The organism is Limnospira sp., from assembly GCF_051859755.1.
GTDB classification, from domain to species: Bacteria; Cyanobacteriota; Cyanobacteriia; order Cyanobacteriales; family Microcoleaceae; genus Limnospira; species Limnospira fusiformis.
Map to the genome: position 1 here is coordinate 1 of NZ_JBIMLI010000033.1, position 25,751 is coordinate 25,751.

Genomic DNA, 25,751 nt, shown 5'->3' on the forward strand with positions numbered 1-25,751 from the left:
AGCAGTTTGATTCTCTCCATGATGCCATGGATTCCGTTCTCAAAGCTGCGTCCTAACCACCTTGACTAATGCTATAGTATGAGACTCGGGGCGACAGACCACGATGAAGTTAAGTTGCTGCTCCAGAAACTGCTGGCACAACGGTTGATGGCAATAGAGATCATCTCCTAAAACCGTGACCTTCACAGCCCATTAGCGTTGCCCTTGACTTGATAGCCAGCGTTTCGCGGCAGCATTTTCACAGTCTTGCTTGTCATGACCATCTTGGGGCACGATCAATTCAGGAACCAAGGGAATCACACCAGTCTTTCCCGGACAGACGATGACTGGGGTGACAACGCTATGGAAGTAATGGGTTTCTCCTGACTTCAGGGTGCGCTTCGAGCATTGGGGGCAGTGAATTTTGTAGGAACTGAAGTATTCAGTGCCATCCAACGCTACTAATAGACTGCCCCCAAGTGAACGGAAGCCTTCTAACTGCCCCTGGACTTCCAATACTTGTAAGATATCCTCAAAGACCGGAAAGATGTGGTCTGGTGACACTGAGTCCAACAAATCCCGGATGTGGTTGTCCGAGGGAATTTGATGAATCCCAAACCAGCTTTGAGCATTGCTCTTGCCTTTGTTGCCTTCCATGGTGCGTTGATAGGCAAGGAATGATGGGGTTTGAGTGAAGAACACACTAAACGCGCTTAGAGCTGCGTCTTCCATCCCATAGTGGCTATTCTTACCAGTACGCTTGTCCGGTAACGAGGACAAACGCTGGCGAAAAGAACTGACGATTGTGTCAAACAACTTATGTTTTTCCAACGGCTCTGACCATATTGGCTCTTGGATGTCCTTACACTACCCCATTTTCCGTCCTTGAGTCGCTTTTTTCTAAAATGAGAATTGCTGGGGGGAGGAATGGATATTTGACAGATTGATTAAGTTGTGCTTATTGATTAACCCGTCAATAATTAAGTTTTGTTGCTAAGGGATATGCACTAATCGTCCCGTGTGCTAAGACTGAATGGAGTGCATATTAAGTGTAACGGTACGACTATCGGGTTGAGTGTTTCCCGATAATCGCTGTTATAATCAGAGTTTATACAAAACGGGCTAGGAGGGATTCGAACCCCCGACACCGTGGTCCGTAGCCACGTGCTCTAGTCCACTGAGCTACAAGCCCCCGTTGGCGTTAAACTTAGACTTGTTTTACCGCCATTTAAGATAATAACACACTTTCCGAAAATGACAAGCAATTATTTAGAAAATTCTCCCCAATCTTTAACCCACCTTGATTCTAAGGGAGAAGCGCAGATGGTGGATGTGTCAGAGAAGCCCAAAACTCGGCGGGTGGCGATCGCCATGGGATCGGTGAAAATGCTTCCAGAAACCCTAAAAGCGATCGCATTGGGAAACGCACCCAAAGGAGATGTTCTGGGAACCGCCAAAATTGCCGGAATTATGGCCGCCAAACAAACGGCCCAATTAATCCCCCTGTGTCATCCACTCCCCCTGGCTAAAATAGATGTTACATTCACCGCCGACCCCCAACTCCCAGGTTATCAGATCCGCGCGGAAGCCATAACCATCGCGGAAACGGGGGTAGAAATGGAAGCCCTAACCGCTGTTTCCATCGCCGCCTTAACCCTCTATGACATGGCCAAAGCCCTAGATAAATCCATGGAAATTGGGTCAATTCGTCTGTTGAGTAAAACGGGGGGAAAATCAGGAGATTATCAGCAGCCATTGTCCCAGCCACTGCCGAAATAGCGATCGCCTTGCTATCTTAATAATTGATAGTGCGAGACGTTCAGGCATGAAATAAGGCTGAAATGCCCGAAATAACCGCCTGGTGGGGAATTCAACCCCTTGGTTGAATATATCGATAATGCGCCCATTTCAGCATGACGCGGGCAGTCTTAGACCTGATTAGACGCTTCACCTGACTAGCCATATTGGAAGTCTCGAAGGTGGGCAAAAAAATCAGGCTGTGTTATGGGATGGCCAGGGATGCGACCCAATCAACCAAGGGGTTGAAGTCCTCACCGGGTAGTCCCCACGCCCATTTCAGCTCTATTTCATACCCGAAGGTCTCGCACCATACTTGGTATTATACCGTATTGCCGTAAAATGTTAACCTAATTTGAGATTAAATCATGCTCCCAAACCTATGACAGAACAACCAACTCGCATTTGTATTCTCGGTGGTGGTTTCGGGGGGCTATATACCGCCCTACGTTTAACCCAGTTACCGTGGCTACCCACACAAACCCCGGAAATTACTATAGTTGACTCCAGAGACCGCTTTGTATTTGCGCCCCTACTTTATGAACTGGTGACCGGAGAACTACAAGCCTGGGAAATTGCGCCACCGTTTGAACAACTCCTGGAAGAAACACCCATCCGGTTTATTCAGGGAACTGTTGCCGATATTGATATTACCGCCCGACAGGTGCAATTACAAGATGGTCAATTTCTCGATTACGATCGCCTAGTTTTAGCCATGGGAGGAGAAACCCCCCTTGATATAGTACCAGGTTCCCAACAATACGCCATACCTTTTCGTCGGGTGGAGGATGCTTATCGTTTACAAGAACGTTTGCGTATCCTGGAAGCCTCGGACGCGGAAAAAATTAGAGTAGCCATCATTGGCGGCGGTTATAGTGGGGTAGAATTAGCCTGTAAATTAGCGGAAAGACTCGGAAAACGCGGTCGTTTGCGCCTAGTGGAAAGAGGGGAAAAAATCCTCAAATCTGCCCCCGACTTTAACCGGGAAGCTGCCCAAAAAGCCCTATCAGAACGACAGGTTTGGCTGGATTTAGAAACTACTGTTCAATCCCTAGATGCCGAAAGTATTACCCTCGAATATCGCGACCAGGTAGATACTTTACCGGTTGATATTGTTATGTGGACGGTGGGAACCCAGACCCCGGATTTAGTGCGATCGCTTCCCCTGAAACAAAACACCGAACATCAAATCATCATTAATCCCCAATTACAAGTGATTGAACACCCGGAAATATTCGCCCTGGGAGACCTCGCCGACTGTCATGATGCGGAAGGCAAAAAAGTTCCCAAAACCGCCCAAGCTGCCTTTCAACAAGCCGATTATGCTGGCTGGAATCTGTGGGCATCTTTAACCGGGAGACCCCTGCTATCTTTCCATTATCAAGCCCTAGGAGAAATGATGACTTTAGGGAAAGATAACGCGACTCTCACAGGTTTAGGAATTAAACTCGATGGACAGTTAGCCCATGTCGCCCGCCGCCTCATTTATCTGTATCGTTTACCGACCTTAGAACATCAAATGCGGGTAGCATTTAACTGGATAAGTCGCCCCATTCAAGAGTTGATGATCAATAAATAAATGCCCATGATGATAAATGATAACATTCTGCCGCCTAAATTAATCTTACTAGATGCGGTGGGAACCCTCTTTGGTGTCCGAGAAAGTGTGGGCGATATTTACAGCAAAATCGCCCAAAAATGGGGAGTTAATGTCTGTCCTAAAACCCTAAATCAGGCATTTTATCAGAGTTTTAGCGCCGCTACACCCATGGCTTTTCCCGGCGCAGATATGGCGGAAATTCCCCAATTAGAACTAGCCTGGTGGCGCGATATTGCCGCCGAAAGTTTTAAGGCTGTCGGGGTTTTTCAGGAGTTTTCCGACTTCCCCAAGTTTTTTGATCACCTTTACCAAGAATTTGCGACGGCTGAACCTTGGGTGGTTTATCCTGATGTAATTCCCACGTTGACAAAGTGGCGAAATTGTGGTATAGAATTAGGAGTTTTATCTAACTTTGATTCCCGGTTATATCCAGTGTTAGAAGTTTTGGATTTAGGGGGATTTTTCTCGACGGTGACGATTTCCACAGAAGTGGGTGCGGCGAAACCTGACCCGAAAATTTTTGCGGTCGCACTAGAAAAATACGATTTTCAGCCAGGAGAAGTTTTGCATATTGGGGACAGTTTGACAGCGGACTATGAGGGGGCAAAATCAGCGGGAATAGCGGGGGTATTAGTAGAACGAGATACTCCCTCAACGCCAGATAAAGCGTCCTATTCTACCTTAGCAGAGATTGAGTTAAATTGCGATCGCTAAATTACACCGACCTGATCGCAATAGCGGTCAAGTTGGGTAAAATAGTTATATGGGTTGATGTGACCTGGTTTAGGGAGGTATTGATCAAATGGGAACTGTCGAAAATTCCGATTCTCTGAGAAAACACTACGGAGAGGCGATCGCTCGCCGCATGGAACGTCGCAAAAAACTACAGAAGGTTATAATGTTCATTTCGACGGCAGCTTTTCTGGGGATGATGTCTTCGGGTTTGGGTGCAATGTTTCGCAGTAATTCCCAATCCTCGGAGGTAAACCAAGCGGAGGAGGTTGCCACAATTGTATCACAGTTAGAACGCCAAGAACAGGGTTATCAGTCGGTTTTGCAACGGGAACCGGAAAATCAAACAGCTTTGGAAGGGTTGGTGATGGTTCGCTTACAACAAAATAAACTGGAAGAGGCGATCGCACCTTTGGAAAAGTTGGTGAGTTTATATCCCGATATTGAGGATTATCAAAATCTCTTGAAACAGTTAAAAGCTGATACACAGACAGCGGTTGAAGATTAGTTAATATCTGGCTACTCATGAATCAACTCAGCGACGAAGCCAGCTTATATGATAGGGATTATCATCTCTGGGTTCTGGAAACGGTTAAACATCTAGAAACAAGCGATTTCGAGGCTCTGGATTTGGAGAACTTAATGGCGGAAATTCTAGGCTGGGCTGCGATGGAGAAAAGAGAGTTAAGGAATCTTTTAAGGCTGTCATTTGAGCATTTGCTAATGTGGCAATACGGGGAGGCGGAAAGGTCTAATAATTACGGACATTGGCGGGGAGAAGTTACTAATTTTCGCAAGCAGATTAAAGATGAATTAGAAGATAGTCCGAGTCTGAAACCTTATTTACAACAAATATTTGAGCAGTGTTATCAAGATGGTCGGGAAATTGCCTCAATGCGATCGCAACTTCCCCTAGAGACTTTCCCGGAAAAGGCGATCGCCAACTTAGACCAGGTATTAGATGAAAATTGGTTTCCTCGGGTGAGTAAGTAGTGATTAAAGGCTGATATAATGGAGGCATAACTTAACGATGCAACAGTTAAGCGAATCACTGAAAAGTCTATATGATACGGATTATAATCTCTGGGTTCTGGAAACGGTTAAACACCTAAAAAAAGGTGATTTTGAGGCGGTGGATTTAGAGAACCTGATCGAAGAGGTGCTAGACTTGAGTAAAAGGGATAAAAGAAAGTTAGCCAGTCTGTTGACTCTTTTATTTGAGCATTTGCTAATGTGGCAATACTGGGAGGCGGAAACGGAAAGAAATCGAGGACATTGGGAAAGAGAAATAACTAATTTTAGATTGCAGATCGTCAGACTGTTAGAAGATAGTCCTAGCCTGAGAAATTACCTAGATGATCAACTCAGCCAATGTTATCAAGATGGTTGTAAATTGGCGAGTAGACATTCGCAACTTCCCCTAGAGACTTTCCCGGAAAAGGCGATCGCCAACTTAGACCAGGTATTAGATGAAAATTGGTTTCCTCGGGTGAGTAAGTAGTGATTAAAGGCTGATATAATGGAGGCATAACTTAACGATGCAACAGTTAAGCGAATCACGGAAAAGTCTATATGATACGGATTATAATCTCTGGGTTCTGGAAACGGTTAAACACCTAAAAAAAGGTGATTTTGAGGCGGTGGATTTAGAGAACCTGATCGAAGAGGTGCTAGACTTGAGTAAAAGGGATAAAAGAAAGTTAGCCAGTCTGTTGACTCTTTTATTTGAGCATTTACTCAAACTCAAATATTGGCATTCTGAAACAGACAATAATCAAAATCACTGGCGGCGAGAAATCCGTAATTTCAGGAAACAGATTAAGCGACATTTAAAGGATAGTCCCAGCCTCGAAAATTACCTATCCCAGGAATTAGTTGATATCTACGAAGATGCGCGAGAGTTGGTTTCTGAGATTTCGGGTTTATCGGTGAGCGATTTTCCCACGACTCCGATCGCCAACTTAGACGAGGTATTAGATGAAAATTGGTTTCCGTAAATCAAGGATATTAGGGTATAATTGTGGGGGAAAGATGATGAATCAGGAATTTGTGAATAGCGATCGCCTAGCCTATTGGAAACAACGAATGACGCAGCAGGCGGCGCAAAATCAAAAATTAGTCAACCAGGCGCGATCGGATGTGGATACAATTGTAGAAATGCTGGTGAGTCAGTTTGGAGTGAGGCGGGTTATCCTATTCGGGTCGTTAGTTAGGGGGAGGTTTAGGGAAACTTCTGATATTGATTTGGCGGTGGAAGGGTTGAGAAAAAAAGATTATTTTTTGGCGGTGGCGGAGGCGAATGACTTAACGCGGCGATGGGTGGATTTGAAACCTTTTGAGGATTTAGAGCCACATTTTCGCGATCGAGTATTGCAAACAGGGGAATGTGTTTATGAGGCAGGTTAGTCCCAGTGAGTTACAGGAGTTAGCGACGGATATTGAACTAGAGTTAGCGCGTTTGGGAGAGTTGGAAAATGCGATCGTTCAAGTGCGCCAGGAAATCGATCGCTATCCGACACTATCAGGGGTTTTTTATGAGAGTTTAGCACTGAAATTGCATAATTTTTATACAGGCTGCGAGAGGATTTTTCAATTGATTGTTTCTGAACTCAATGGCGCGTTACCTTCGAGTTTTGATTGGCACAAGCGACTCCTCAACCGCATGAGTGTGGAACGAGAAGGACTCCCCCCAGTTCTGAGTTCGGAAACGGTGCAGAGTCTCCGGGAGTATCTCGGTTTTCGTCATATCGTCCGCAATATCTACGGTTTTGAACTGGAGACGGAACGGGTGGAAGATCTTGTGCAAGGCTATTCTCAAGTCTGGCATTGTTTCGAGTCGGAAGTGCGGCAGTTTGTCCAGGGGTTACGAGAGTTGGCGGAAAGGTTGGAGGAATGTTAAGTGTTGTTTCAGTGGCGGGAAGGCGATCGCTTTTTTGCCATGGTGTGGTAGTATGGTGAAACTTGCCAATCTGACATGGTGTTGTCAGAATGCGATCGCTTTTTTAATAGGCTGATCAACAATAATGATATAGATTACTAAATCATAGTCTCAGAAAATCTTAATTTGATTTGCAGATCAAGGTGACAACCTTAATTTTTGGAGGATACAATGCTGCGTGTAGATATCGGCTGTGGAACTAACAAACCTGAAAACTTTTTAGGTGTAGATATATACCCAGCGCCGGGAGTTGATATAGTTGCTGATATTAGTCAAAATTTTCCCTTTAATGACAGTTCTGTAGATGAGTTGAGAGCTTATGACATAATCGAACATTTACCGGATCGCATCAATACGATGAATGAAATTTGGAGAGTATGTAAAGCAGGTGCTACTGTTGATATTTCTGTCCCTTCTACAGATGGAAGAGGAGCATTTCAAGACCCAACACATATTAGTTTTTGGAACATTAATTCTTTTTTTTACTATTGTGTTGAGTTTCCCGCGTATCTAGATCTTTGCCACAGATACGGATTTAAAGGAGCATTTAAAATTATTAATATAGAACATCAAAAATCAGCCAATGAAGTAGTTCATGTCAAAGCACTATTAAGCGTAATTAAACCTGCACCTAATTTACAACAACATCAAAAAGAAAAATTAATCGCCAAGGATAATGCTGAAGAGGCTACCAAACCAAAAATTCAGATAGAAGGAAAAAATCAACATACACTGGCTCAACTCTCTAATTGTCTCCAGCAATATAAAAATGATCCAGATAATCATTCTGCATTAGTTTATTTGAAACAATTGAGAATACAAATTGCGGAGCAGTGGTTAAGTTCAAACAATGAAGACTTGGAAAATGAATATTCTGGTTTTTTAGGTCAAGCGTATAAAGCTATTATTGATAGCAGAATCAAACAAGAGCCTTTAAATACGTCTGAGGAATCACTAATTAATGAAATAAAAAAACAATTATATGCAAACGTTCAAACTGATACTTATCTGCGAACACTATTAGTTTTAATGTTATATTGCTATCCCGAAGAATTGCAGATTAAATATGAGTTTAGTAAAATTCCTACATGGTTTATAAATGAATATCTGAAATTTATCCTTGACCCTCAAAGAATTTTTAGTAAGCCAGGAGAAGCTGAAACTTATTATGATCATATTCATAATTTTATGAATGAGTTACATCATTTCATCTGCGAAAATAAGACTGCTTCTTTGGCGAATGATATAGCCAGAAAATTTTTAGATCTATGTAATTTTATTCCCCTATACTTTACCGATCGCAATCTCAAAGATGTTTATGTAAAACGCGCAGATATTGTTGAGTTTATCCTCAAACAAAATAATCATCAACTAGATTATGATTTTAGCGATCGCAAAAGAAATAATCCAAAAATTAGGATCGGGATACTTGCATCTCATTTCTCTCCAGCAGCCGAAACGTTTGCTTCCTTACCAATTTATGAATATCTTAGTAGAGAATTTGAAGTTATTCTCTACTCTTTGTCTAAAACAAATACCCCTTTAGAACAATATTGTAAGCTCTGTGCTAATTCATTTAAACAACTACCAAATAAGTTAGAAGAGCAAGTTCAAGTAATTCGATCTGATGATTTAGACATTCTATGGGTAGGTACTAATGTAACGGCTTATGTAAATCAAATTTTTCTGCTATCTTTACACCGAATGGCAAGGATACAAATGACTAGCGTTGCTTCAGTAGTGACCACAGGAATACGAAATATTGATTACTATATATCGGGTGAGTTAACAGATCACTTAGAAACTGCACAAGAACATTACAAGGAAAAACTCATAAAACTCGAGGGGACTGCCCATTGTTTTAGTTATGGGCCAGAACTTCCACAAGTCAGGACGACAGTTGATCGCCAAAGTTTAGGAATAGGGAGCGATCGCGTGATATTTATTTCAGGAGCTAACTTTTTTAAGATTATCCCAGATCTAATTGAGACGTGGGCTAAGATTATTGCAGGCGTACCCAACTCGGTTTTAGTTTTGATGCCATTCGGACCGAATTGGTCTAATACTTATCCGAAAAAATCCTTTATCAAACAACTGAATCATCATTTTACTCAACATGGAATTCAAACAGAACGCCTAGTTGTTTTAGATCCCAATCCGACACCTAATCGCGATGATGTGAAAGAATATTTCAAAATAGCTGATATTTATTTAGATTCTTATCCTTTTTCTGGCACAACTTCTTTAATGGAACCCTTGCAAGTTGGCTTGCCTATTGTATCTAGGCGAGGTAGTTCTTTCCGATCCTCAATGGGTGTTGCGATTCTGCAGTCATTAAATATTCCCGATCTAGTTACTTTGACCAGTGAAAAATCTTACATCGATTTAGCGGTAGCTTTGGGAACCAACTCAGAACTCCGTCAACAGATATCCAACCAAATACAGAAAAAAATGCAAGCCCATCCTAGATTTTTGGATACTAGGGCGTATTCATTACAAATGGGACTGGTGTTTAAGCAACTGTTTCAAAATCATTTAATTGATCGCCTCAAGGAGAATATTCGTTTAGGTGATATTAATTTCATTATTTTCCCCGATTGGTCGCAACCAGAAGAAACTGTCGGATTAGAATTACAAGCGGTGATTAAAACCCTGGTTAATCATCCCGATAAAGCCGAGATGACCCTATTGATAGATAACAGCAACATTACCCCAGAAGAGGCTGATTTAGTGTTATCTAGTGTGGCTATGAACTTGTTAATGGAGGAGGAAATAGAATTTGATGGCGGGCCGGAAATTGTGTTAATTGGCGAGTTGAGTCCCATGCAGTGGTCGGCTTTAATGTCTAAGTTACAGGGTCGGATTAAATTAGACCATGAAAATCAGGAAGTAATTAATAACCTAAAGGCTGATATTATTCCGGTAGTTGAACCGGATAATAATTAATAATTAATAATGAATAATTAATAATTAATTGTAGGGGCGGGTTCTGCTGTCAATTATCAATTCCCCACGACCATATTCATAAACCCGCCCCACCGTTTATATTGTAGGGGCGGGTTCTGCCGTCAATTATCAATTCCCCACGACCATATTCATAAACCCGCCCTACCGTTTGGCTGAGAAACCCGGTTTCTTTGAGAAACCGGGTTTCTTGACCTCTGGGGGAGAAAGCGGTGCGTCTACGATATGTGTAATAATTAATAATGAATAATTAATAATTAATTGTAGGGGCGGGTTCTGCCGTCAATTATCAATTCCCGACGACTATATTCATAAACCCGCCCTACCGTTTCGGCTGAGAAACCCGGTTTCTTTACCAGTTGATATGATGTTGGGTTTCACTGCGTTTCACCCAACCTACGGTTTGTAAGAGTTTAGCCACCACGTTCTAACAGCACATATAAAAATGGGTCTAGGGTGTCTAATAACTCCTTAATTTCATCCCTGGCTTTTTCCTGGCTAACAGGTTCTAGGGTAATGGGGTCTATGGGTCGAATTTGCTGCCACCGCTGCACTAACTCCTCAACAGTGCAAACCCTCTCCCACAGTGGCAATAAACAAGCTGCTATGCCACTATCCAGATGAATTGGTAGAAAAACAGGTAACCTGATATACTTGCTAATTTCAAAGGGTTTGTGGTTGGTAATGCAATTAATTAAATCTTCCCGGGACTGGGGGTTAGCTAACTGAGGATGTAGGCTGACTCTGGCGGTTTTCCAGTCGGAATCACTCCATTCCGACACCGGGATAAAATCTTTACCCTGGTGAGGATGACCACACCAAAAATCTAATAAACGGTGCATGGGTTGCAGGAGTTCAAATAAATGTAACCTGTCTTCCGTAGACATTTCCGCTAAACCCAACCCGAGAAAAACAGGTAAATCATCTTCATCCTTAAACAAATCCATAATTTCCCAATGTCGCCAATTTAACATACTGATAAACTCTAAATCAGCAGCTTTCAAAGCGGCAAAAACATCCGGGATAGTGAAACCTTTATCACCCAGCAATAGATGATTACTTAAAAGATACTCTTCTAATTCTGCCTTTTGTGTATTCCAGGTTTGCCGTTTAAGCAATACCTGGTCTTTCAGAGATTTCATGGTTTCTCGCGCCATTTCCATCTGCATTTCTCCGGGTTGTTCATCCATTAACCCAATCATTTGAAAAAATTCCTGGGATTTGAAATAGTTTTGGCGTTGGAAAGCACTGTGTAGATTGGTTCTAATAATACCATCGGGTTTCAGCACGGATTTCATGGCTTGCAACCCTTCTACGATATCCGGTAGTAAGTAGAGAACTTCATCGTTATTGATATAGTCAAACTCCCAACCTAAGCTGGGTAGTTCCTCAATATACATGGCATGAAATTCGGCATTTTCTATGCCATGATATTTCAATCTATCGCGGGAGGCTTCTACGGACTTTTCGGAGATGTCAATACCCACGATTTTAGCACCGGGATTAGCTAATGCTAATGCCAACGCCTTATATCCACTACCACAGCCAGCATCTAAAATAACTTTACCTTCGGTTTGAATAACCTGTTGGTTTCTGAGGTAATAGGGAGTCAGCAAGTTATGAATATAAAGGTGTTCATAATTAGTCTCTGGTGATTTCTCAACAGGGATTCTAGGATACAGGGTAAAGTCGAACTGCTCGCGAATTTTTCGTTGTAGGTCCGATTCATTTATGGTTGACATTGGGATTGAATCTCCATATAATTTAACAGAGGGCTGAAATAGCGTATATGCTAACAACTGCCACCGTCAATATACCGCTGCCACATTTCCTGATAGGCTTTTTCCATGTCGCGGGTGAACTGCTTGCCATTCCACAAAGGAGCAGTCCGCTTGGACTTGTGTAGTTTCCAGGAGATATCTTGGCGCAACCTTTCATCGGTTCCCAGACGAACCCCCCACTCCACATATTCCTCATCAGTCCAAGCAATACCCTCGGTGATGCCAGCATTCATCATCATGGTATAACTATTGCGGGCTGCAAACTGTTCCCCTACCCTAGTCACCAGAGGAATACCCATCCACAGGGTTTCCATGGTGGTGGTTGCGCCGTTGTAGGGGTAGGTATCCAGCACCACGTCTGCTATAAGTAAATTAGCGCGATGATTTTCTTCCAATTTAACGGTGGGAATAAATTTAATTCTATCCGTAGTTATTCCCTGTTGATTGGCAATGTCAAAAAAGAACTTACTGAAAGAATCCTGTTGACCAAATCCCTTGACTAGAAAATAACTATTGGGAACTTCCCTTAAAATCTCCAATTGCAACTTGGCGATGTGGGGATTGTACTTAGGCCCTTTTTGCAACCCTAGATAAACTATTGCATCATCAGGAATTTCTAAATCAGCACGGGTAATGGTGGGTACAGATACTTCAAAACCATCCACAGCTAAATAGGTTTGAGGTAGCCTCCAGATAGTTTCCTGATAATATTCTTGAGCATTTTCTGGCAACACATAGGGATCAGCAATAAAATAATCAACTGTTGGCACTGCTGAAGCATCCCAACCGAGCCAAGTCACTTGTATGGGAGCTGGTTTAAGTGCCATTATCGCAGTTATATTTGAAGTAAAACTATCCATATCCACTAAGATATCTATTTGATCAGCATAAATTTGCTCGGCTAAGTCTATCTTGACAGAGCTATATTTATGTATGTGGTCAGATTGAGCAATATACCATTCTTGAATCTGATCGTAAAAAACTCTGTATTCGGTCATGTAAGTGTAAATTTCAAAGTTATGGCGATCGCCATATTTCCATAAACTACGAGCCAGCCAACCGACCGAGTGCCTCCTAAAACAAGATGAAACATACCCAATCTTTAGTTTCTTTGGGGATGGTTGTACCCCCTGCCGCAAACTGGTATGGCGACCCCGAAATTTGGTAATTAGCTCTGGAAAGGCTATTTCCACGTTAGATTGACATACCTGACAAATTTGTTTTCTCATCGTGATATTTTCCCGAGGATTATCGACTATATAGGGAAAATAAAAAGAGGTTGTATAAAGACCAACCCCCATTGATGAAGTTCCCAGATTCTTAGGATGTTCAACAATCAATTGGTCAATTAATAACTTGTGTTGTTCCCAAAAATTCCACAGTTCATCCCAGTATCCACCCGCAGTGAGTAGGGTTTTGAGAATGGTGAAACTTTGGCACAGTTTTTCCGGTATAGTTTCCACCACTGAATAGGCGCGTTTAGCATATTCTATGCCTTGGGGATAGTCTCGTATCTCAGTAAATAGTGTAGCCAGAGAATTCAGTAAATCTCTACTTCTTGGTGCTAACTGTAAACCTATCTGGCATAACTCTATGGCTTTTAAATGTTCATGTGCGGTACGGGCTAAATCAAAAGCCATATCTATAATAATTCTGATAAATTCTTCCTCATTAGTGACATAAGGAATAATCGCTGTTAGCAACTCTAAAGATGAGGGTTCTAGGGCTGCTACCTTCAACAATCGTTCGGTAACTCTGATTAATAACTTCTGATTAATATTCCCACTCAAGGAGCTATTCTGTAAGATGTTAATTATTCCATAGTCTTTGATGATATCTGGGGTATAGGCATGAATGGCAATTGACAAATCAATTACAGCCAGCAAATTATTAATGTCTGTGGGATTCAGTTCTCTAAGATGTTGGCGAATCACCCAGGCTAATTGATAATTTTCTAATTGGGCTTGCCGATTAGCTTCTTGGTAGAGAATATTACTTAATTCATCACTCCAATACTCAACCGGTTCTATATCTTCCTCATTGATAGCGAACAACCAGGTGATTTGGGCTTCTTCCTCTTGACCTTCTAGCAGCAACATCAAACCCAGATAAAAATAATAATACTTATTATTAGGTTCTGCCTCAATAGCTGCTTCATAATATCTAATCGCCTGCTGGTATTGGCAATTATCGAGATACTTTTCGGCTTGCTGACGAATCTCGGCTACTAAATCACTGGTCATTTTCACAATACCTATTATCCTTGAATTCAATTGATGCTGGCTCATCAACTCCTGGGAGTCATTAGCCCATGAAAAATTGATAATTTATGATTGTCCGCTAGTATATATTTTCCACATTTCCTGATAGGCTTTTTCCATCTCTCGCGTGAACTGCTTACTATTCCACAAAGGAGCAGTCCCCCTAGACTTGCGTAATTTCCAGGAGATATCCTGGCGCAGCCTTTCATCGGTTCCCAGACGAACCCCCCACTCCACATATTCCTCATCAGTCCAAGCAATACCCTCGGTGATGCCAGCATTCATCATCATTGTATAACTATTGCGGGCTGCAAACTGTTCCCCCACCCTAGTCACCAGAGGAATACCCATCCACAGGGTTTCCAGGGTGGTGGTTGCGCCGTTGTAGGGGTAGCTATCCAGCACGACATCTGCAATGGCTAAATTAGCGCGATGGGTTTCTTCTAATGCAACTGCGCCAATGAATCGGAACTGGTCGCGACTCACTTCTTGTTGTTCGGCTAAATCCAAAAATAGACGATTAATAGACTCCTGCTCACCAAATCCCTTAATTACCAGATAGCTGTTGGGTACTTGTTTCAGAATTTGCATTTGCAGTTGGGCGAGTTCTGGGTTGTATTTCGGCCCCCTTTGGGCGGTAAAATAAACAATGGCATTTTCGGGAATATGGATATCCTGTCTTCGCAAACTGGGAATGCCGACCTGGAAGCCACCGACCGCCACATAGGTTTGAGGTAGTCGCCAGATGGTTTCTGAGTAATAATCCTGGGCATTTTCTGGCAAAACATAGGGGTCGGCAATAAAATAGTCAACGGTGGGTATAGCAGAGGCATCCCATCCCAACCAGGTGACTTGTACTGGTGCGGGTTTAAGTGCCATAACTGAGCAGGTATTGGTTAATGTCAGGCTATCTAAATCAACGAGAATATCAATCTGGTCTTCAGAAATTTGCTCGGCAACTTCTGTGCTTACTATTCCATATTGATAAGACTTGGTGGCTTGTTCCATATACCAGTTTTGGAGAGCATCTTGTCGATTTTCTGCCCCAATCATATAGGCATAAATTTCAAATTTATCGCGATCGTGATGTTGAAATAACCAGCGAGATATCCAACCCACAGAATGCCGCCGGAAACAATAAGATATATAACCAATCTTTAGGGTTTTATTGGTCGCGGATTGATGGCGTTTCTGTAAATTCCGGGCTTGATATGTGGCGATATTTTCTGCCAGAGCCGTTTCTAAGTTGGCTTGGCAAATTTTAGCAACTTGGGCTTTTATCTGTGAGTTGACAGCAGGCAAATCTCTCACATAAGCAAAGAAAAAGCTGGTATTATATAATTCTATCGCCCCATTACTAAAGTGTAGGGGAGGTTTTTTGAACAGAGAATTCAGCAATGATTCCTGATGGTTGAGCACCTCCCCCACTTGCTTTGTATATCCCCCCTGAGACATCAGACCACTGATCATCAAATGGTTATCCAAAACTTGCTGATATGGGGATTCAGTGAGATGATAGGAACGTCTGGCATATTCAATGCCATGGTCATACTCGGTTAATTGAATACAAAACTTAGCCAGAGCCCTCAGCAACTGTTGATGATTCGGTGCCAGGTTCAACAATAACTCTCCATAGCCCTTGGCTATACCTGTTTCACCAAAGGAATAGGCAATATCGTATAATTTAGGGATGAGGCTAGTGACAAACTCCGGTTGCTCACCAACATGGTTAATCAGCGCCTGTCCCAATTCCAGAGATAGGGGATTAATTCCATCTATAACTAAGAGTTTTTTCCACAGGTGCAGGAGTAAATCTGGATTGACATTGATGGACTCTTGTTGCAGTAAGGGAACCAGTCCATATTCTGTGATCTCATTTCCGGTATAGGTTTTCAGGGTAATTGACGAATCAATTAACTTTAATATATTATCAATATCATGGGGGTTCATTTGCTGGATGTGTTGACGAATCGCCCAAGCCACGGAATAGTCTTCGGCGACGGTTCGTTCATCGGCTTCTGATGAGAGAACCTCTACTAAATCCATCGTCCACTGGTCAATCTGTTCTGGGTCTCCATCACTCATCGCCACCAGCCAGGTGGTCTGGGCTTCTTCCTCCCGCTCCTGTAGCAGCAGGGTTAGCCCCAGTTTCCAGTAATTATGTTTATAGTCGGGATTGAGATTGATGGCTTGTTCATATAAAATGACTGCCTGTTGATAATCCCTTTTCTGCAAGCAAATATCAGCTTCTGCTGATAAACTCATCTGCTTTTCCGATGTCTGATTATCAACCATAGTCCTAGCAATAAACTCAATGAACTATTATAAAACAAAATAGGTAGCACTAATGTACTACCTATTTTCCATGGTTTCAAGTGGTGTCAGTTGTCTTATCATCAGACTACTAGGAATTATGCTATCCTATAAAGAACTCCACTTGCTTAACCTGAAACTGCTAGATTATCTATCTACTACAGTTTTCTAAAGTGTGCGCCAGTTAGCGGGACATGATTCATTAGCTGGAACACCTAAACCAACATCTGTCGCCGGTGTAGTGGTATTTTCTGCCTCGCACAGTATAGCCCGAGTCGTTTTCTCCCCTGTATCGGTTCCATCTGTGGTACCTACCCAGACTACACCAGCAAAGTCCACCAGGGGAGCAGCTGCACCAGCTATAGCCCTAGATACAGCCGAGAGAGAACCCTCTCCATCAGTTTCTAGAGTATATTCGTAGTGCTCAGTTTGAGTTCGGATACCAAGACCCAAATCAGCTACTTGACCATCCCCAGCAAACTTGCCAGCTTCCATGAAACGTGCCTGTTGAGCCCGGTTCATCGAACCAACGTATGTTCTGGCTTCGGACTGTCTGGCTTTGTTAGCTTGGTTTAAGAAGGAAGGCAGAGCGATCGCCGACAAAATACCGATAATGATAATTACAACTAACAGTTCGATTAAGGTGAAACCACCGTCTCTTTTTTTCTGAGAGATATGTTGCAGGAATTTGGCTTTAAGTTCAGTCTTCATAATTCGTTCTCCTCGGGGTGAAAGAGGTTATTTGTTTTCTGTAGTTCTAACTTACCCACCTCGATCGCAAATCATATCACCTGCCGCAAAATTTTTTTTAATTTCTTCCGGGAAATGGTGTATCGCCCTCCCAGTGGGGAATACCGACTAAGGCGGTTAGGGCGGCTGGGTGTCAGACTCTATGGCCTTCGGGTGTAAGGCGGCCACCAATTGGTAAAATATAGGCGATCGCATCCCATGGCATTCTATATATAAATGGACAACAAACTGTTATTTGTGACCAAAATCCTGATCCTATCCCTAGGGCTATCCTTACTGATCAAATATGTCGGGCCAAATTTAGCCATTCCCGAAACCAATGCGATCGCTCTTTTCGCGGTTCTCTTCCCCTCTTCCCTGCTGGCGGTTCTGTTTTCGTGGCGAATGTGGCTAGACAGATAAGCAGATCCGAGAGGTGCTAAACCTCAGTCGGTTTCTTTTGGGACTCGTGCCATTGCTCCAGCCCTTTCTCATCCCCAGCGAAACTATCTATAGAGACTCGACGCTCTGGCATAGGTTGCACAGGACCATTAACAGGGCTATACTTGCAAAAGCAGATCACGATCATATCAAACTCAGCCGTAGAGACATCAGGAGTGTAACTTTCCACCCTAGTTACTTCCCAGTCCCCCTGGCGATAATGGGTGCTGTAGCCATGTTCAGTGGGATTATGCAACCCATCAATACGAACAAACTCCCTCGGTCGATATCCCAACTCAGGAATAGGTTGATCAGAAGAGTCGAAATGTTCAGCCAAAATTCTAGTTAAACCCTGGGTATGTTGGAGTTTACGTTCTTTCCAACCAGGTTCACCCTTATCAGCCCGAAAAATGATGTATTTTCGCATCAATCTTCCTCCTTCTCAGTTTCATTATAAGGCCGAGGAAACTCCGTTTTCCCCAGAAATACGCAATCAACCTCAAGGATAGGATCTGAGGTTACCTCAATTCGCACAAGATTCCACCCATATTTTCGTTCCATATCTTCGCAGCATCCTTCATCTACCGCTGCGTGGCGAGATATATCTTCCTGTTCATCATATCTGGGTTTGGTCATCGGTGGCGGGCTGGCTTTAGTGGAATCGCACTACATAATCTAATATCATAGATCACTATTCTATAGGCGATCGCCTGTAGAAAAGCAAATTCTCTCACCCTGAACAGTCGAATGACCCTAGGTACATGGATAGGCTTCACAGCTTTCTTAATCGCTATATATATCCTGTGGCGGATTAAACAAGCCCTGCTGATGATTTTCGCCGCCGTCGTCCTAGCCACCGCCTTAAACCGTCTCACCCGCCAATTCCAGCGTCTGAAACTACCGCGATCGCTTGCGGTTTTTCTGTCCATTAGTCTATTCTTCTTAGGGATTATCATCGGCTTTTTATTGGTCGTCCCCCCCCTAATCAACCAATTAGAACAACTAGCCAAACAGGTCCCCGCTGGTCTCGAACAAGGTCTAAAGCTGCTGAACCTGTTAATTGACTATTTACGCACCGACCTCAACGGACCCCTGCGGGAATATCTATCAGAAGTCAGTCGCGACCTGAGACAGATCCGCATCGAACAAATTATCCAACAAGCCCAAGCCCTGAGTAATCAACTAATCGGCGGTTTTGGTGTCGTGGTGGGAACCACAGTAGAAGGATTAGTCAGCATATTATTAATCCTCGTCCTGACCATGATGCTTTTAGCCGACCCCCAAGCCTACCGTCGCAGTAGCTTACAACTAATTCCCGCCTTTTACCGAAGGCGAATGAACCACATACTAGACACTTGCGAAATAGCCCTAGGTCGTTGGCTAATCGGTGCGCTACTCAACATGATTTGTGTCACCCTGCTAACAGTAATCGGCTTGTGGATACTGAGAGTCCCCTTAATTTTCGCCAATGCCATTCTCGCGGGACTGCTGAACCTAATTCCCAATATAGGTCCTGCTGTTAGCGTCATTCCCCCAATGGCGATCGCCCTTTTAGACTCTCCCTGGAAAGCCACATTAGTAGTGATGTTATATATCATCATCCAGCAAATCGAAACCGCCGTAATCATGCCCTCGTTAATGGCTTACCAAGTCTCCCTACTACCAGCCATCACCCTTCTCGCCCAAGGATTTTTCCTAACCTTCTTCGGATTTGGCGGACTCGTGTTAGCCTTTCCCCTCGCGGTAGTCGGTCAAGTTTTGATCAAAGAAATCCTGATCCGAGATATCCTAGATATTTGGGATAATCCCCCTCCCCTTAAACCCGTCGCCGACCAACCCTCACTTTTAACCAGTGAAACCCTCCCAGAGCATAATCCCAGGAATAATCACCAGTGAAAACCATAGCCGAAATCAACCACAAAATCAATCAGCAGCAAGCCATTGTCTGCACCATCGAAGAACTCAAAGCCAGAGTCAAAGAAACCAGCATCAGCCAAGTCGCCCAAGAAGTCGATGTCATCACCACCGGAACCTTTGAACCCATGGAATCTTCCGGCGCAATTATCAACCTCGGACATACAGACCCCCCCATCAATATTCGCACCTGCTGGCTTAACGGTGTACCCGCCTACAGTGGTTTTGGGGCAGTAGATATATATATTGGCGCTACCCAAATGGTGAAAGAAGGAGATGAACCAAGCGATCGCGGTGGCGGTCATGTAATCGAAGATTTAATCGCTGGAAAAACCGTCCATCTTCAAGCTGTTGGGACTCCCTCCGACTGCTACCCCCGTAGTTCCCTAGAAACCTCGATTAACAAAGATACAATTAACCAGTTTTATCTATTTAATCCCCGCAATTTATACCAGAATTTTATCATTGGCGTTAATGGTGGCGATCGGCCTTTATTTACCTACCTCGGACCCCTACAACCATTTTTAGGTAATGCAGTTTACTCCAACTCTGGCGCGATATCTCCCCTATTCAATGACCCCGACCTACAATTAATCGGCATAGGAACTCGCATTTTCCTAGGGGGAGGAATTGGTTATATCACATGGGAAGGAACCCAACATTTCCCCATCCAAAAAAGATTACCTAACCGCACACCCATAGGACCCGCCGCCACCCTAGCCGTTATCGGTGATGCTAAAAAAATGAACCCCTATTGGGTGCGAGGCTGCTATTTTAAACAACACGGACCCTCTCTCATGTTAGGCATTGGCATTCCTTTACCTGTGCTTAATGAAGAAGTGGTTTTGCGCGCTGCTATTGCTGATGAGGATATTGTTGCGCCAGTCGTCGATTTTGCTATCCCCCGCCGGGTTCGCCCGACCTTCGGTTTGGTAACATACGCTCAACTCAAAAGCGGTCGTATCCAAATTGAGGGTAAAACCGTCCGCACCGCCCCCCTCGCCAGTATTTCCCGCTCTCGACAGGTCGCGGAGGAACTCAAGGAATGGATAGAGTCTGGCAATTTTACCCTCACTGAACCTGTCGCTCCTATCCCTATGGACAGGTCTTTTATCCCCCAAGATATTTGGGGTTCTCAAATACGTTTAGATTGATTTTATCCCCTACTCCGACAATAGCCATCACTTATCGATTTAGGCAGACAATTTTAAATATTGAATCAGTCACCACAAATTTCCGGGGAAATAGTCATCATTTTCGCCACGAGAGAATCGGTACTTGACAGGGTTTTGGGGTTCTGATAACTAATGGTTATACAGCTTGTTCACCAGTCGCTTAATACATTGCCCTCACCCTAAATCTGGATCCCAGAGAGGGAGAGGGACTTTGAGAGGTGATCAGATGATTTCTGAACAGGCTGTATGTGAAAATACCTTTGTTGTATCTATAGGGACTCTGTAGCCGATTTCCGGTAGAAAGCGATCGCCTCAAACCTGCATTTTCTCGCTTCACCTACCCCACCCATAACCCTCACTCTGATTCGTGAATTTGCTGGCGATGCACGAGTTTTTTTTGGGCGTTTTGAGGGGGGATTGACAAAATTGCCAAAATGTGCATATCTGCCAGTTGCCATAGCCGTGACTTATTTATTTCGGGAGACAATTTTAAACATTGAATCAGTCACCACAAATTTCCGGGTAAATAGCCATCATTTGCGTCACGAGAGAATCGGCACTTGACACCGTTTTGGGCTTCTGATAACATGAGGTTATATGTGAAAATACCTTTGTTGTATCTATAGGGACTCTGTAGCCGATTTCCGGTAGAAAGCGATCGCCTCAAACCTGCATTTTCTCGCTTCACCTACCCCACCCATAACCCTCACTCTGATTCGTGAATTTGCTGGCGATGCACGAGTTTTTTTTCGGCGTTTTGAGGGGGGGTTGACAAAATTACCAAAATGTGCATCAGGGACAATCAAGGAATTGTCCCTGAGTATGTTAGACAGACCGAGAGGACTGTTAACTGTGAGTGCTAAGGGGTTAGCGGGTCTAACTAATCTTGAGTTTTAGGAGGTTTTCGGGGAATAGGTTTTGGCGTGGGAGTGCGGCGGGGCTTAGTATCAGGACGAGGCGATCGCGGGAAACTGTCCCTGGGTTTACCGGGTTTAAAAGGTCTTTTACCCTTAATAGGTAAAGCCCCGATATCGTGGCTTTCCTCAACCACTAAATCATTACCCATCAGACGGGCATGAAGGTCTATAAAATGTCCGACAGGTCGGAGACCGACCATCCCCAGTAATTTTAATTTAAAGAACTTGGGTTTTTCGTTTTCATGGCGAGAGGATTGTCGGATTTTGACGATCGCATATTGAGGTTCATCCTGAGACTGATAAACAATCTCACCTCGAATGGAGAAATAACCATGTTCGATATCCGGTAAAGCCTGAGACTGCGGGGAAATATCGAGGGATATGTTATCTATCTCCGTAGAGTCATCATCAGATTGAGTCAAAGTTTGAGGCTCCCAAACTCCCATAATTTGCACGTGCAGATCATCTTGCTTCTGGCGAGTGCGAGGATAAACCACCCAAAGATGTTCAGCCTCCAGGTCAATATGTTTTTTAACTAAACTCATGACCCGTCCCAACAGAACCGCATCAATTTCCGCCCCCTCGACAGTGCGAAGAACACCTTGGGTAAACTGTTCACCGGAAGCATGATAACACCCGCGCACCAAACCGATCGCCCTATATTGGCGAGGCTCACTAGGGGGAGGTATAGGGTGAACTAAGCGATCGCTATCATCTGATAGCTGTTTAACATCATTATCGGGGGTAGGTAACGGCGTATTTTCAGACAACTTAGGCGCTGTGGCATCATCTATCTGTTGAACTTGAGAACTTTCCACCTCTGGTTGCTCAACACCTGGTTGAGGTGGGATAGGGGGGGAAGCGGGGACTTGGGGAAATTTATTCGGAGAAGGACTCATAAAACCTCAAAGTGGAAGAAACATACCATACCGAAAACGGCATGATTTTCTAGGTGATACACTACCATCAGAATCTCCTCTGCGTTAATCAAGTCAGATATTAGGGTGGATAATACCCCGAGAAACCGACTCCACATCCACAGAACTAGACCTATCGGTGGCTAGGATAGATCAGAACTCATCAGGTATAACTATGGCGATCGCCTATTTAACAGCAATTACGCCGATATGCTTATTGTACTAAATCCCATTAGACAAAAGCGAAATCCGTAACCCATTCCGGTGATCCATTCTGCTACCATGTGATTAGCAGTGGTATTAGCTGGGAGAAAGCAGGAATTTAGAAGTTATGGTAGATAAACGTCGTGGCGTGGTTGGGGTAATTTTAGTGCTATCCCTAATCGCATTTGTGGGATTTTCCATGGCCCCCTTGCTGGGAGGACTGTTCAGAAACGATTCATCCGAGTCCGCCGGGAATCAGACCGCCGTTTCCAATATTAGCGGCGCTCAACTCCAAGACCTCCAAGACCAAGCCAGGGGCTATCAATTGGTTTTACAAAGGGAACCCGATAACGAGACAGCCTTGCGGGGATTTCTGCAAGCTAAATTTGAGTTAATCAGTCAAGATCAAGGACAGGTCGCAGATGTTGTTGAACCTTTACAGCGACTCGCGCAATTACACCCGGAAACTCCAGAATATGGGATTCTATTAGCTCAAGCTCAAGAGTATACAGGCAATCCGGAAGGTGCGGCTCAAAGCTATCGAAGGATTTTAGAACAGCGACCCGGAGAAGTTCAAGCCCTACAGGGACTCGTCAGCCTCCTGATTTCCCAAAACCGACCCGAAGCAGCTATTGGCTTATTAGAAGACACCCTCAAATCAGCACCACAGATTAATCAAGCCCAAGCCGGAAGTATTGACGAAATCTCCATCCAACTAATCTTAGGGCAGGTTTACGCCGAACAGCAACGTTACCAAGAAGCGATCGCCGTTTATGATGAAGCCATCAAAAATAGCGAGTCAGACTTCCGCCCCGTCCTAGCTAAAGCTATCATACTCAGACAACAGGGTAATCCTGAAGATGCCGAGTTACTATTTGCGGAAGCCATAGACTTAGCCCCCGCCGGCTTTAGAGATCAAATTAAACTACAGGCAGGAATGACACCCACTTCCCCAACTATGGAAACTTCCCCCGAAGCTACCACAGAAACCGAGGCTGTGGAAACTGATGGTACAGGACTACCCGAATAATCCATGCTCATTCAATATCTCCCTGTCGGGTTTCAATTTACCTCTCCCGGACCGACCATCTTAGAAGTCGGTCCCATATCAATTCGCTGGTATGGTTTACTAATTGCTTCGGCGGTGTTAATTGGTGTCACCCTCTGTCAATATCTCGCCAGTCGCCGCCATGTCAACCCAGAGTTAATGGGGGATTTGGTGATTTGGTTGATAATTGGTGCAATTCCCGCCGCCCGACTTTACTATGTTGCCTTTCAATGGCAGAATTATGCTAACGACCCCGCTAGTATTATTGCCATTTGGAAAGGTGGCATCGCTATTCATGGCGCAATTATCGGGGGTATCCTCGCGGCGCTCATTTTTGCCAAAATTAATCAGGTCTCCTTTTGGCTGTTAGCTGATTTGGTCGCACCTGCCTTGATTTTAGGTCAAGCTATCGGACGCTGGGGAAATTTCTTTAACTCCGAAGCCTTTGGCGGTCCGACAGACTTACCCTGGAAGTTATACATATCTCCCCCCTACCGACTTCTCGGTTATCAGGACTATCAGTATTTTCATCCCACTTTCCTCTATGAGTCAATCTGGAATTTCCTCGTCTTTGGCTTACTGCTAACCCTGTTTTTCCGAGACCTCCAACAAAAGCCTCCCCTCAAGTTAGGCAGCATTTTTTTAGTTTATGCGATCGCCTACAGTTCTGGACGAATTTGGATTGAAGCACTCCGAACTGATAGCCTTATGTTAGGACCCTTTAGAATAGCCCAATTGATTAGCTTCGGCGGTATCCTATTGGGAATGGCAGGTCTACTATGGCTATATGTTTTCCAACGCCATTTACCTGATGTCGTCAAATCTGATTTCTAGCCATCAACCCACCCCAACCAAAGTCCCCTAGGTTGCCATTGGTTGCCATTGGTTGCCATTGGTTGACAACAGCCTCCCAGAATGATAAAAGAAAAAAAGACCCCGGAGTTTGTTTTTCTCCAGGGCATCAACCAGGGTGCATCTACCATACCTAGTTACCATCTAACTCTGATATAATCCGGAATGAAATTACTGGGATGGCAAAAATTTTTGCTATGAATGGCACAACCCGAGAATCATTGCCACCAATGGTGTACATTGTAGGAGCAGGACCAGGCGACCCAGAATTGCTCACAGTTAAAGCCCAAAAACTTTTGACTCAAGCTGATGTGATTCTGTTTGCTGATTCCTTGATACCCCCGCAAATGTTAGTCGGTGTGCGTCAGGATGCAGAAATTATCCCCACGGCTAATCTGACCCTTGAGGATATCCTACCTGTTATGATAGATAGAGTCCAAAAAGGGCGATCGGTTGTCCGTCTACATTCGGGAGACCCTAGCCTATATGGGGCTATTTATGAACAGATACGCCAACTCTTAGAGATGGGTATTGATTTGGAAATAGTCCCCGGTATTAGTGCTTTTCAAGATGCCGCCGCTAAACTCAAGCTGGAGTTAACTATTCCTGAGTTAGTCCAGACTATCATTTTAACCCGCGTCAGTGGACGTGCTACGGGTGTTCCTCCCTCAGAAGAGTTGGCGAGTTTAGCAGCCCATCAAGCTAGTTTATGTCTCTATCTCAGTGCGCGTCATGTCGCTACCGCCCAAGATAAGTTAATCGCACATTATCCCCCCCAAACACAGGTCGCTATTTGTTATCGTCTGGGATGGCCTGATGAGAAAATTAGGGTAGTTCCCCTACATCAAATGGCTGAAGTTACTCAACAAGAAAATTTGACACGCACCACACTCTATCTCATAACTCCCGCATTGGGTGCTAACCCTACCGCCAGGTCTAGCCTTTATCACCCGCAACACTCCCACTTATTTCGCCAAAATGTTAAGTTTTGTTAAGTTTTGTCAAAAAAATCCCTTTTTTTGGGGGGAGGGGTTGCTTTTCGGTCGCGTCCGTGATAGTCTATATCATAATGGAGATATTGACTATAATTTCAAAAAAGCATGAATTTCAATTATAAACTTTATACTTATATATTACCATGAGTTGCCGAGACTTGTCAATTGGCGATCGCCTATAACCCCAAAAATTC

General features: G+C 43.9%; 25 protein-coding genes, 1 tRNA gene and 1 pseudogene. 16 read left to right on the plus strand and 11 right to left on the minus strand.

Going from position 1 to position 25,751, the window contains the following annotated elements; genetic code table 11:
- Positions 1 to 75: 75 nt before the first annotated feature.
- Positions 76 to 783, minus strand: a pseudogene (locus ACTIE0_RS08245) (ISNCY-like element ISAtsp9 family transposase); the annotation flags it as partial.
- 314 nt (positions 784 to 1,097) lie between these two features.
- Positions 1,098 to 1,171, minus strand: a tRNA-Arg gene (locus ACTIE0_RS08250).
- 62 nt (positions 1,172 to 1,233) lie between these two features.
- Between ACTIE0_RS08250 and moaC the strand changes: the two genes are divergently transcribed.
- From moaC to ACTIE0_RS08300, 10 genes are all read left to right on the plus strand, one after another.
- Entirely contained in the window at positions 1,234 to 1,758 is a 525-nt protein-coding gene (moaC, locus tag ACTIE0_RS08255) for a cyclic pyranopterin monophosphate synthase MoaC (RefSeq protein WP_006625231.1), read from the plus strand.
- Positions 1,759 to 2,158: 400 nt separating this feature from the next.
- Positions 2,159 to 3,355 (plus strand): NAD(P)/FAD-dependent oxidoreductase, encoded by a 1,197-nt coding sequence (locus tag ACTIE0_RS08260; RefSeq protein ID WP_006670753.1) that lies wholly within the window; start codon positions 2,159 to 2,161, stop codon positions 3,353 to 3,355.
- A complete protein-coding gene (locus tag ACTIE0_RS08265; protein WP_006625233.1) occupies positions 3,356 to 4,090 on the plus strand; it encodes an HAD-IA family hydrolase in 735 nt (244 codons plus the stop codon).
- Between the two features lie 88 nt (positions 4,091 to 4,178).
- Positions 4,179 to 4,616 carry a tetratricopeptide repeat protein gene (locus ACTIE0_RS08270; protein ID WP_006625234.1) on the plus strand — a complete coding sequence of 146 codons (438 nt, stop codon included), beginning with the start codon at positions 4,179 to 4,181 and terminating at the stop codon, positions 4,614 to 4,616.
- Positions 4,617 to 4,633: 17 nt separating this feature from the next.
- Entirely contained in the window at positions 4,634 to 5,101 is a 468-nt protein-coding gene (locus tag ACTIE0_RS08275; protein ID WP_006670754.1) for a DUF29 domain-containing protein, read from the plus strand.
- A 37-nt stretch (positions 5,102 to 5,138) separates the two neighbouring features.
- Positions 5,139 to 5,609, plus strand: coding sequence for a DUF29 domain-containing protein (locus ACTIE0_RS08280; RefSeq protein ID WP_006670755.1), 471 nt, complete (start codon positions 5,139 to 5,141; stop codon positions 5,607 to 5,609).
- Between the two features lie 37 nt (positions 5,610 to 5,646).
- A complete protein-coding gene (locus ACTIE0_RS08285; RefSeq protein ID WP_006670756.1) occupies positions 5,647 to 6,105 on the plus strand; it encodes a DUF29 domain-containing protein in 459 nt (152 codons plus the stop codon).
- Between the two features lie 37 nt (positions 6,106 to 6,142).
- Entirely contained in the window at positions 6,143 to 6,514 is a 372-nt protein-coding gene (locus tag ACTIE0_RS08290) for a nucleotidyltransferase family protein (RefSeq protein WP_008051353.1), read from the plus strand.
- Complete coding sequence (locus tag ACTIE0_RS08295; protein WP_006625239.1) at positions 6,501 to 7,007, plus strand: ribonuclease toxin HepT-like protein; 507 nt, start codon at positions 6,501 to 6,503, stop codon at positions 7,005 to 7,007. The genes ACTIE0_RS08290 and ACTIE0_RS08295 overlap by 14 nt, the downstream gene beginning before the upstream one ends.
- Before the next feature lie 210 nt (positions 7,008 to 7,217).
- Entirely contained in the window at positions 7,218 to 9,992 is a 2,775-nt protein-coding gene (locus tag ACTIE0_RS08300) for an O-linked N-acetylglucosamine transferase family protein (RefSeq protein WP_006670383.1), read from the plus strand.
- A 431-nt stretch (positions 9,993 to 10,423) separates the two neighbouring features.
- Here ACTIE0_RS08300 and ACTIE0_RS08305 read toward each other — a convergent pair whose 3' ends face one another.
- The 4 genes from ACTIE0_RS08305 to ACTIE0_RS08320 form a co-directional block, all read right to left on the minus strand.
- The gene (locus ACTIE0_RS08305; RefSeq protein WP_006670384.1) at positions 10,424 to 11,752 is read right to left on the minus strand and encodes a class I SAM-dependent methyltransferase; all 1,329 of its coding nucleotides are present in this window, start codon (positions 11,750 to 11,752) and stop codon (positions 10,424 to 10,426) included.
- 50 nt (positions 11,753 to 11,802) lie between these two features.
- The gene (locus tag ACTIE0_RS08310) at positions 11,803 to 14,034 is read right to left on the minus strand and encodes an O-linked N-acetylglucosamine transferase, SPINDLY family protein (RefSeq protein ID WP_039933675.1); all 2,232 of its coding nucleotides are present in this window, start codon (positions 14,032 to 14,034) and stop codon (positions 11,803 to 11,805) included.
- An 84-nt stretch (positions 14,035 to 14,118) separates the two neighbouring features.
- On the minus strand, positions 14,119 to 16,347 hold the full coding sequence (locus ACTIE0_RS08315) for an O-linked N-acetylglucosamine transferase, SPINDLY family protein (protein ID WP_006670386.1): 2,229 nt from the start codon (positions 16,345 to 16,347) through the stop codon (positions 14,119 to 14,121).
- 186 nt (positions 16,348 to 16,533) lie between these two features.
- On the minus strand, positions 16,534 to 17,076 hold the full coding sequence (locus tag ACTIE0_RS08320) for a type IV pilin-like G/H family protein (RefSeq protein ID WP_006670387.1): 543 nt from the start codon (positions 17,074 to 17,076) through the stop codon (positions 16,534 to 16,536).
- A 255-nt stretch (positions 17,077 to 17,331) separates the two neighbouring features.
- Here ACTIE0_RS08320 and ACTIE0_RS08325 point away from each other — a divergent pair, with 255 nt between their 5' ends.
- Complete coding sequence (locus ACTIE0_RS08325; RefSeq protein WP_006670388.1) at positions 17,332 to 17,517, plus strand: hypothetical protein; 186 nt, start codon at positions 17,332 to 17,334, stop codon at positions 17,515 to 17,517.
- Positions 17,518 to 17,533: 16 nt separating this feature from the next.
- Here the strand turns inward: ACTIE0_RS08325 and ACTIE0_RS08330 are convergent, their stop codons facing one another.
- Complete coding sequence (locus tag ACTIE0_RS08330) at positions 17,534 to 17,962, minus strand: hypothetical protein (RefSeq protein ID WP_006670389.1); 429 nt, start codon at positions 17,960 to 17,962, stop codon at positions 17,534 to 17,536.
- Positions 17,962 to 18,171 carry a hypothetical protein gene (locus tag ACTIE0_RS08335; RefSeq protein ID WP_006670390.1) on the minus strand — a complete coding sequence of 70 codons (210 nt, stop codon included), beginning with the start codon at positions 18,169 to 18,171 and terminating at the stop codon, positions 17,962 to 17,964. The genes ACTIE0_RS08330 and ACTIE0_RS08335 overlap by 1 nt, the downstream gene beginning before the upstream one ends.
- A gap of 111 nt (positions 18,172 to 18,282) precedes the next feature.
- On the opposite strand from ACTIE0_RS08335, the gene ACTIE0_RS08340 reads away from it, so the two are divergent.
- Together ACTIE0_RS08340 and ACTIE0_RS08345 are read left to right on the plus strand one after the other, a co-directional pair.
- Complete coding sequence (locus tag ACTIE0_RS08340; protein ID WP_006625250.1) at positions 18,283 to 19,431, plus strand: AI-2E family transporter; 1,149 nt, start codon at positions 18,283 to 18,285, stop codon at positions 19,429 to 19,431.
- The gene (locus tag ACTIE0_RS08345; protein ID WP_006670391.1) at positions 19,428 to 20,603 is read left to right on the plus strand and encodes a homocysteine biosynthesis protein; all 1,176 of its coding nucleotides are present in this window, start codon (positions 19,428 to 19,430) and stop codon (positions 20,601 to 20,603) included. Before ACTIE0_RS08340 ends, ACTIE0_RS08345 begins: the two co-directional genes overlap by 4 nt.
- 376 nt (positions 20,604 to 20,979) lie before the next feature.
- Here ACTIE0_RS08345 and ACTIE0_RS08350 read toward each other — a convergent pair whose 3' ends face one another.
- The 3 genes from ACTIE0_RS08350 to ACTIE0_RS08360 form a co-directional block, all read right to left on the minus strand.
- On the minus strand, positions 20,980 to 21,111 hold the full coding sequence (locus tag ACTIE0_RS08350) for a hypothetical protein (protein WP_280949149.1): 132 nt from the start codon (positions 21,109 to 21,111) through the stop codon (positions 20,980 to 20,982).
- 18 nt (positions 21,112 to 21,129) lie between these two features.
- Complete coding sequence (locus ACTIE0_RS08355) at positions 21,130 to 21,312, minus strand: hypothetical protein (protein WP_071776860.1); 183 nt, start codon at positions 21,310 to 21,312, stop codon at positions 21,130 to 21,132.
- 192 nt (positions 21,313 to 21,504) lie between these two features.
- A complete protein-coding gene (locus tag ACTIE0_RS08360) occupies positions 21,505 to 22,440 on the minus strand; it encodes a hypothetical protein (protein ID WP_006625255.1) in 936 nt (311 codons plus the stop codon).
- 349 nt (positions 22,441 to 22,789) lie between these two features.
- Here ACTIE0_RS08360 and ACTIE0_RS08365 point away from each other — a divergent pair, with 349 nt between their 5' ends.
- The 3 genes from ACTIE0_RS08365 to cobM all read left to right on the plus strand — a co-directional run bounded on the left by ACTIE0_RS08365 (position 22,790) and on the right by cobM (position 25,557).
- Complete coding sequence (locus ACTIE0_RS08365) at positions 22,790 to 23,692, plus strand: tetratricopeptide repeat protein (RefSeq protein WP_006625256.1); 903 nt, start codon at positions 22,790 to 22,792, stop codon at positions 23,690 to 23,692.
- A gap of 3 nt (positions 23,693 to 23,695) precedes the next feature.
- Positions 23,696 to 24,544 (plus strand): prolipoprotein diacylglyceryl transferase, encoded by an 849-nt coding sequence (lgt, locus tag ACTIE0_RS08370; protein WP_006625257.1) that lies wholly within the window; start codon positions 23,696 to 23,698, stop codon positions 24,542 to 24,544.
- A 215-nt stretch (positions 24,545 to 24,759) separates the two neighbouring features.
- The gene (cobM, locus tag ACTIE0_RS08375; RefSeq protein ID WP_187758577.1) at positions 24,760 to 25,557 is read left to right on the plus strand and encodes a precorrin-4 C(11)-methyltransferase; all 798 of its coding nucleotides are present in this window, start codon (positions 24,760 to 24,762) and stop codon (positions 25,555 to 25,557) included.
- The last annotated feature ends 194 nt before the right edge of the window (positions 25,558 to 25,751 follow it).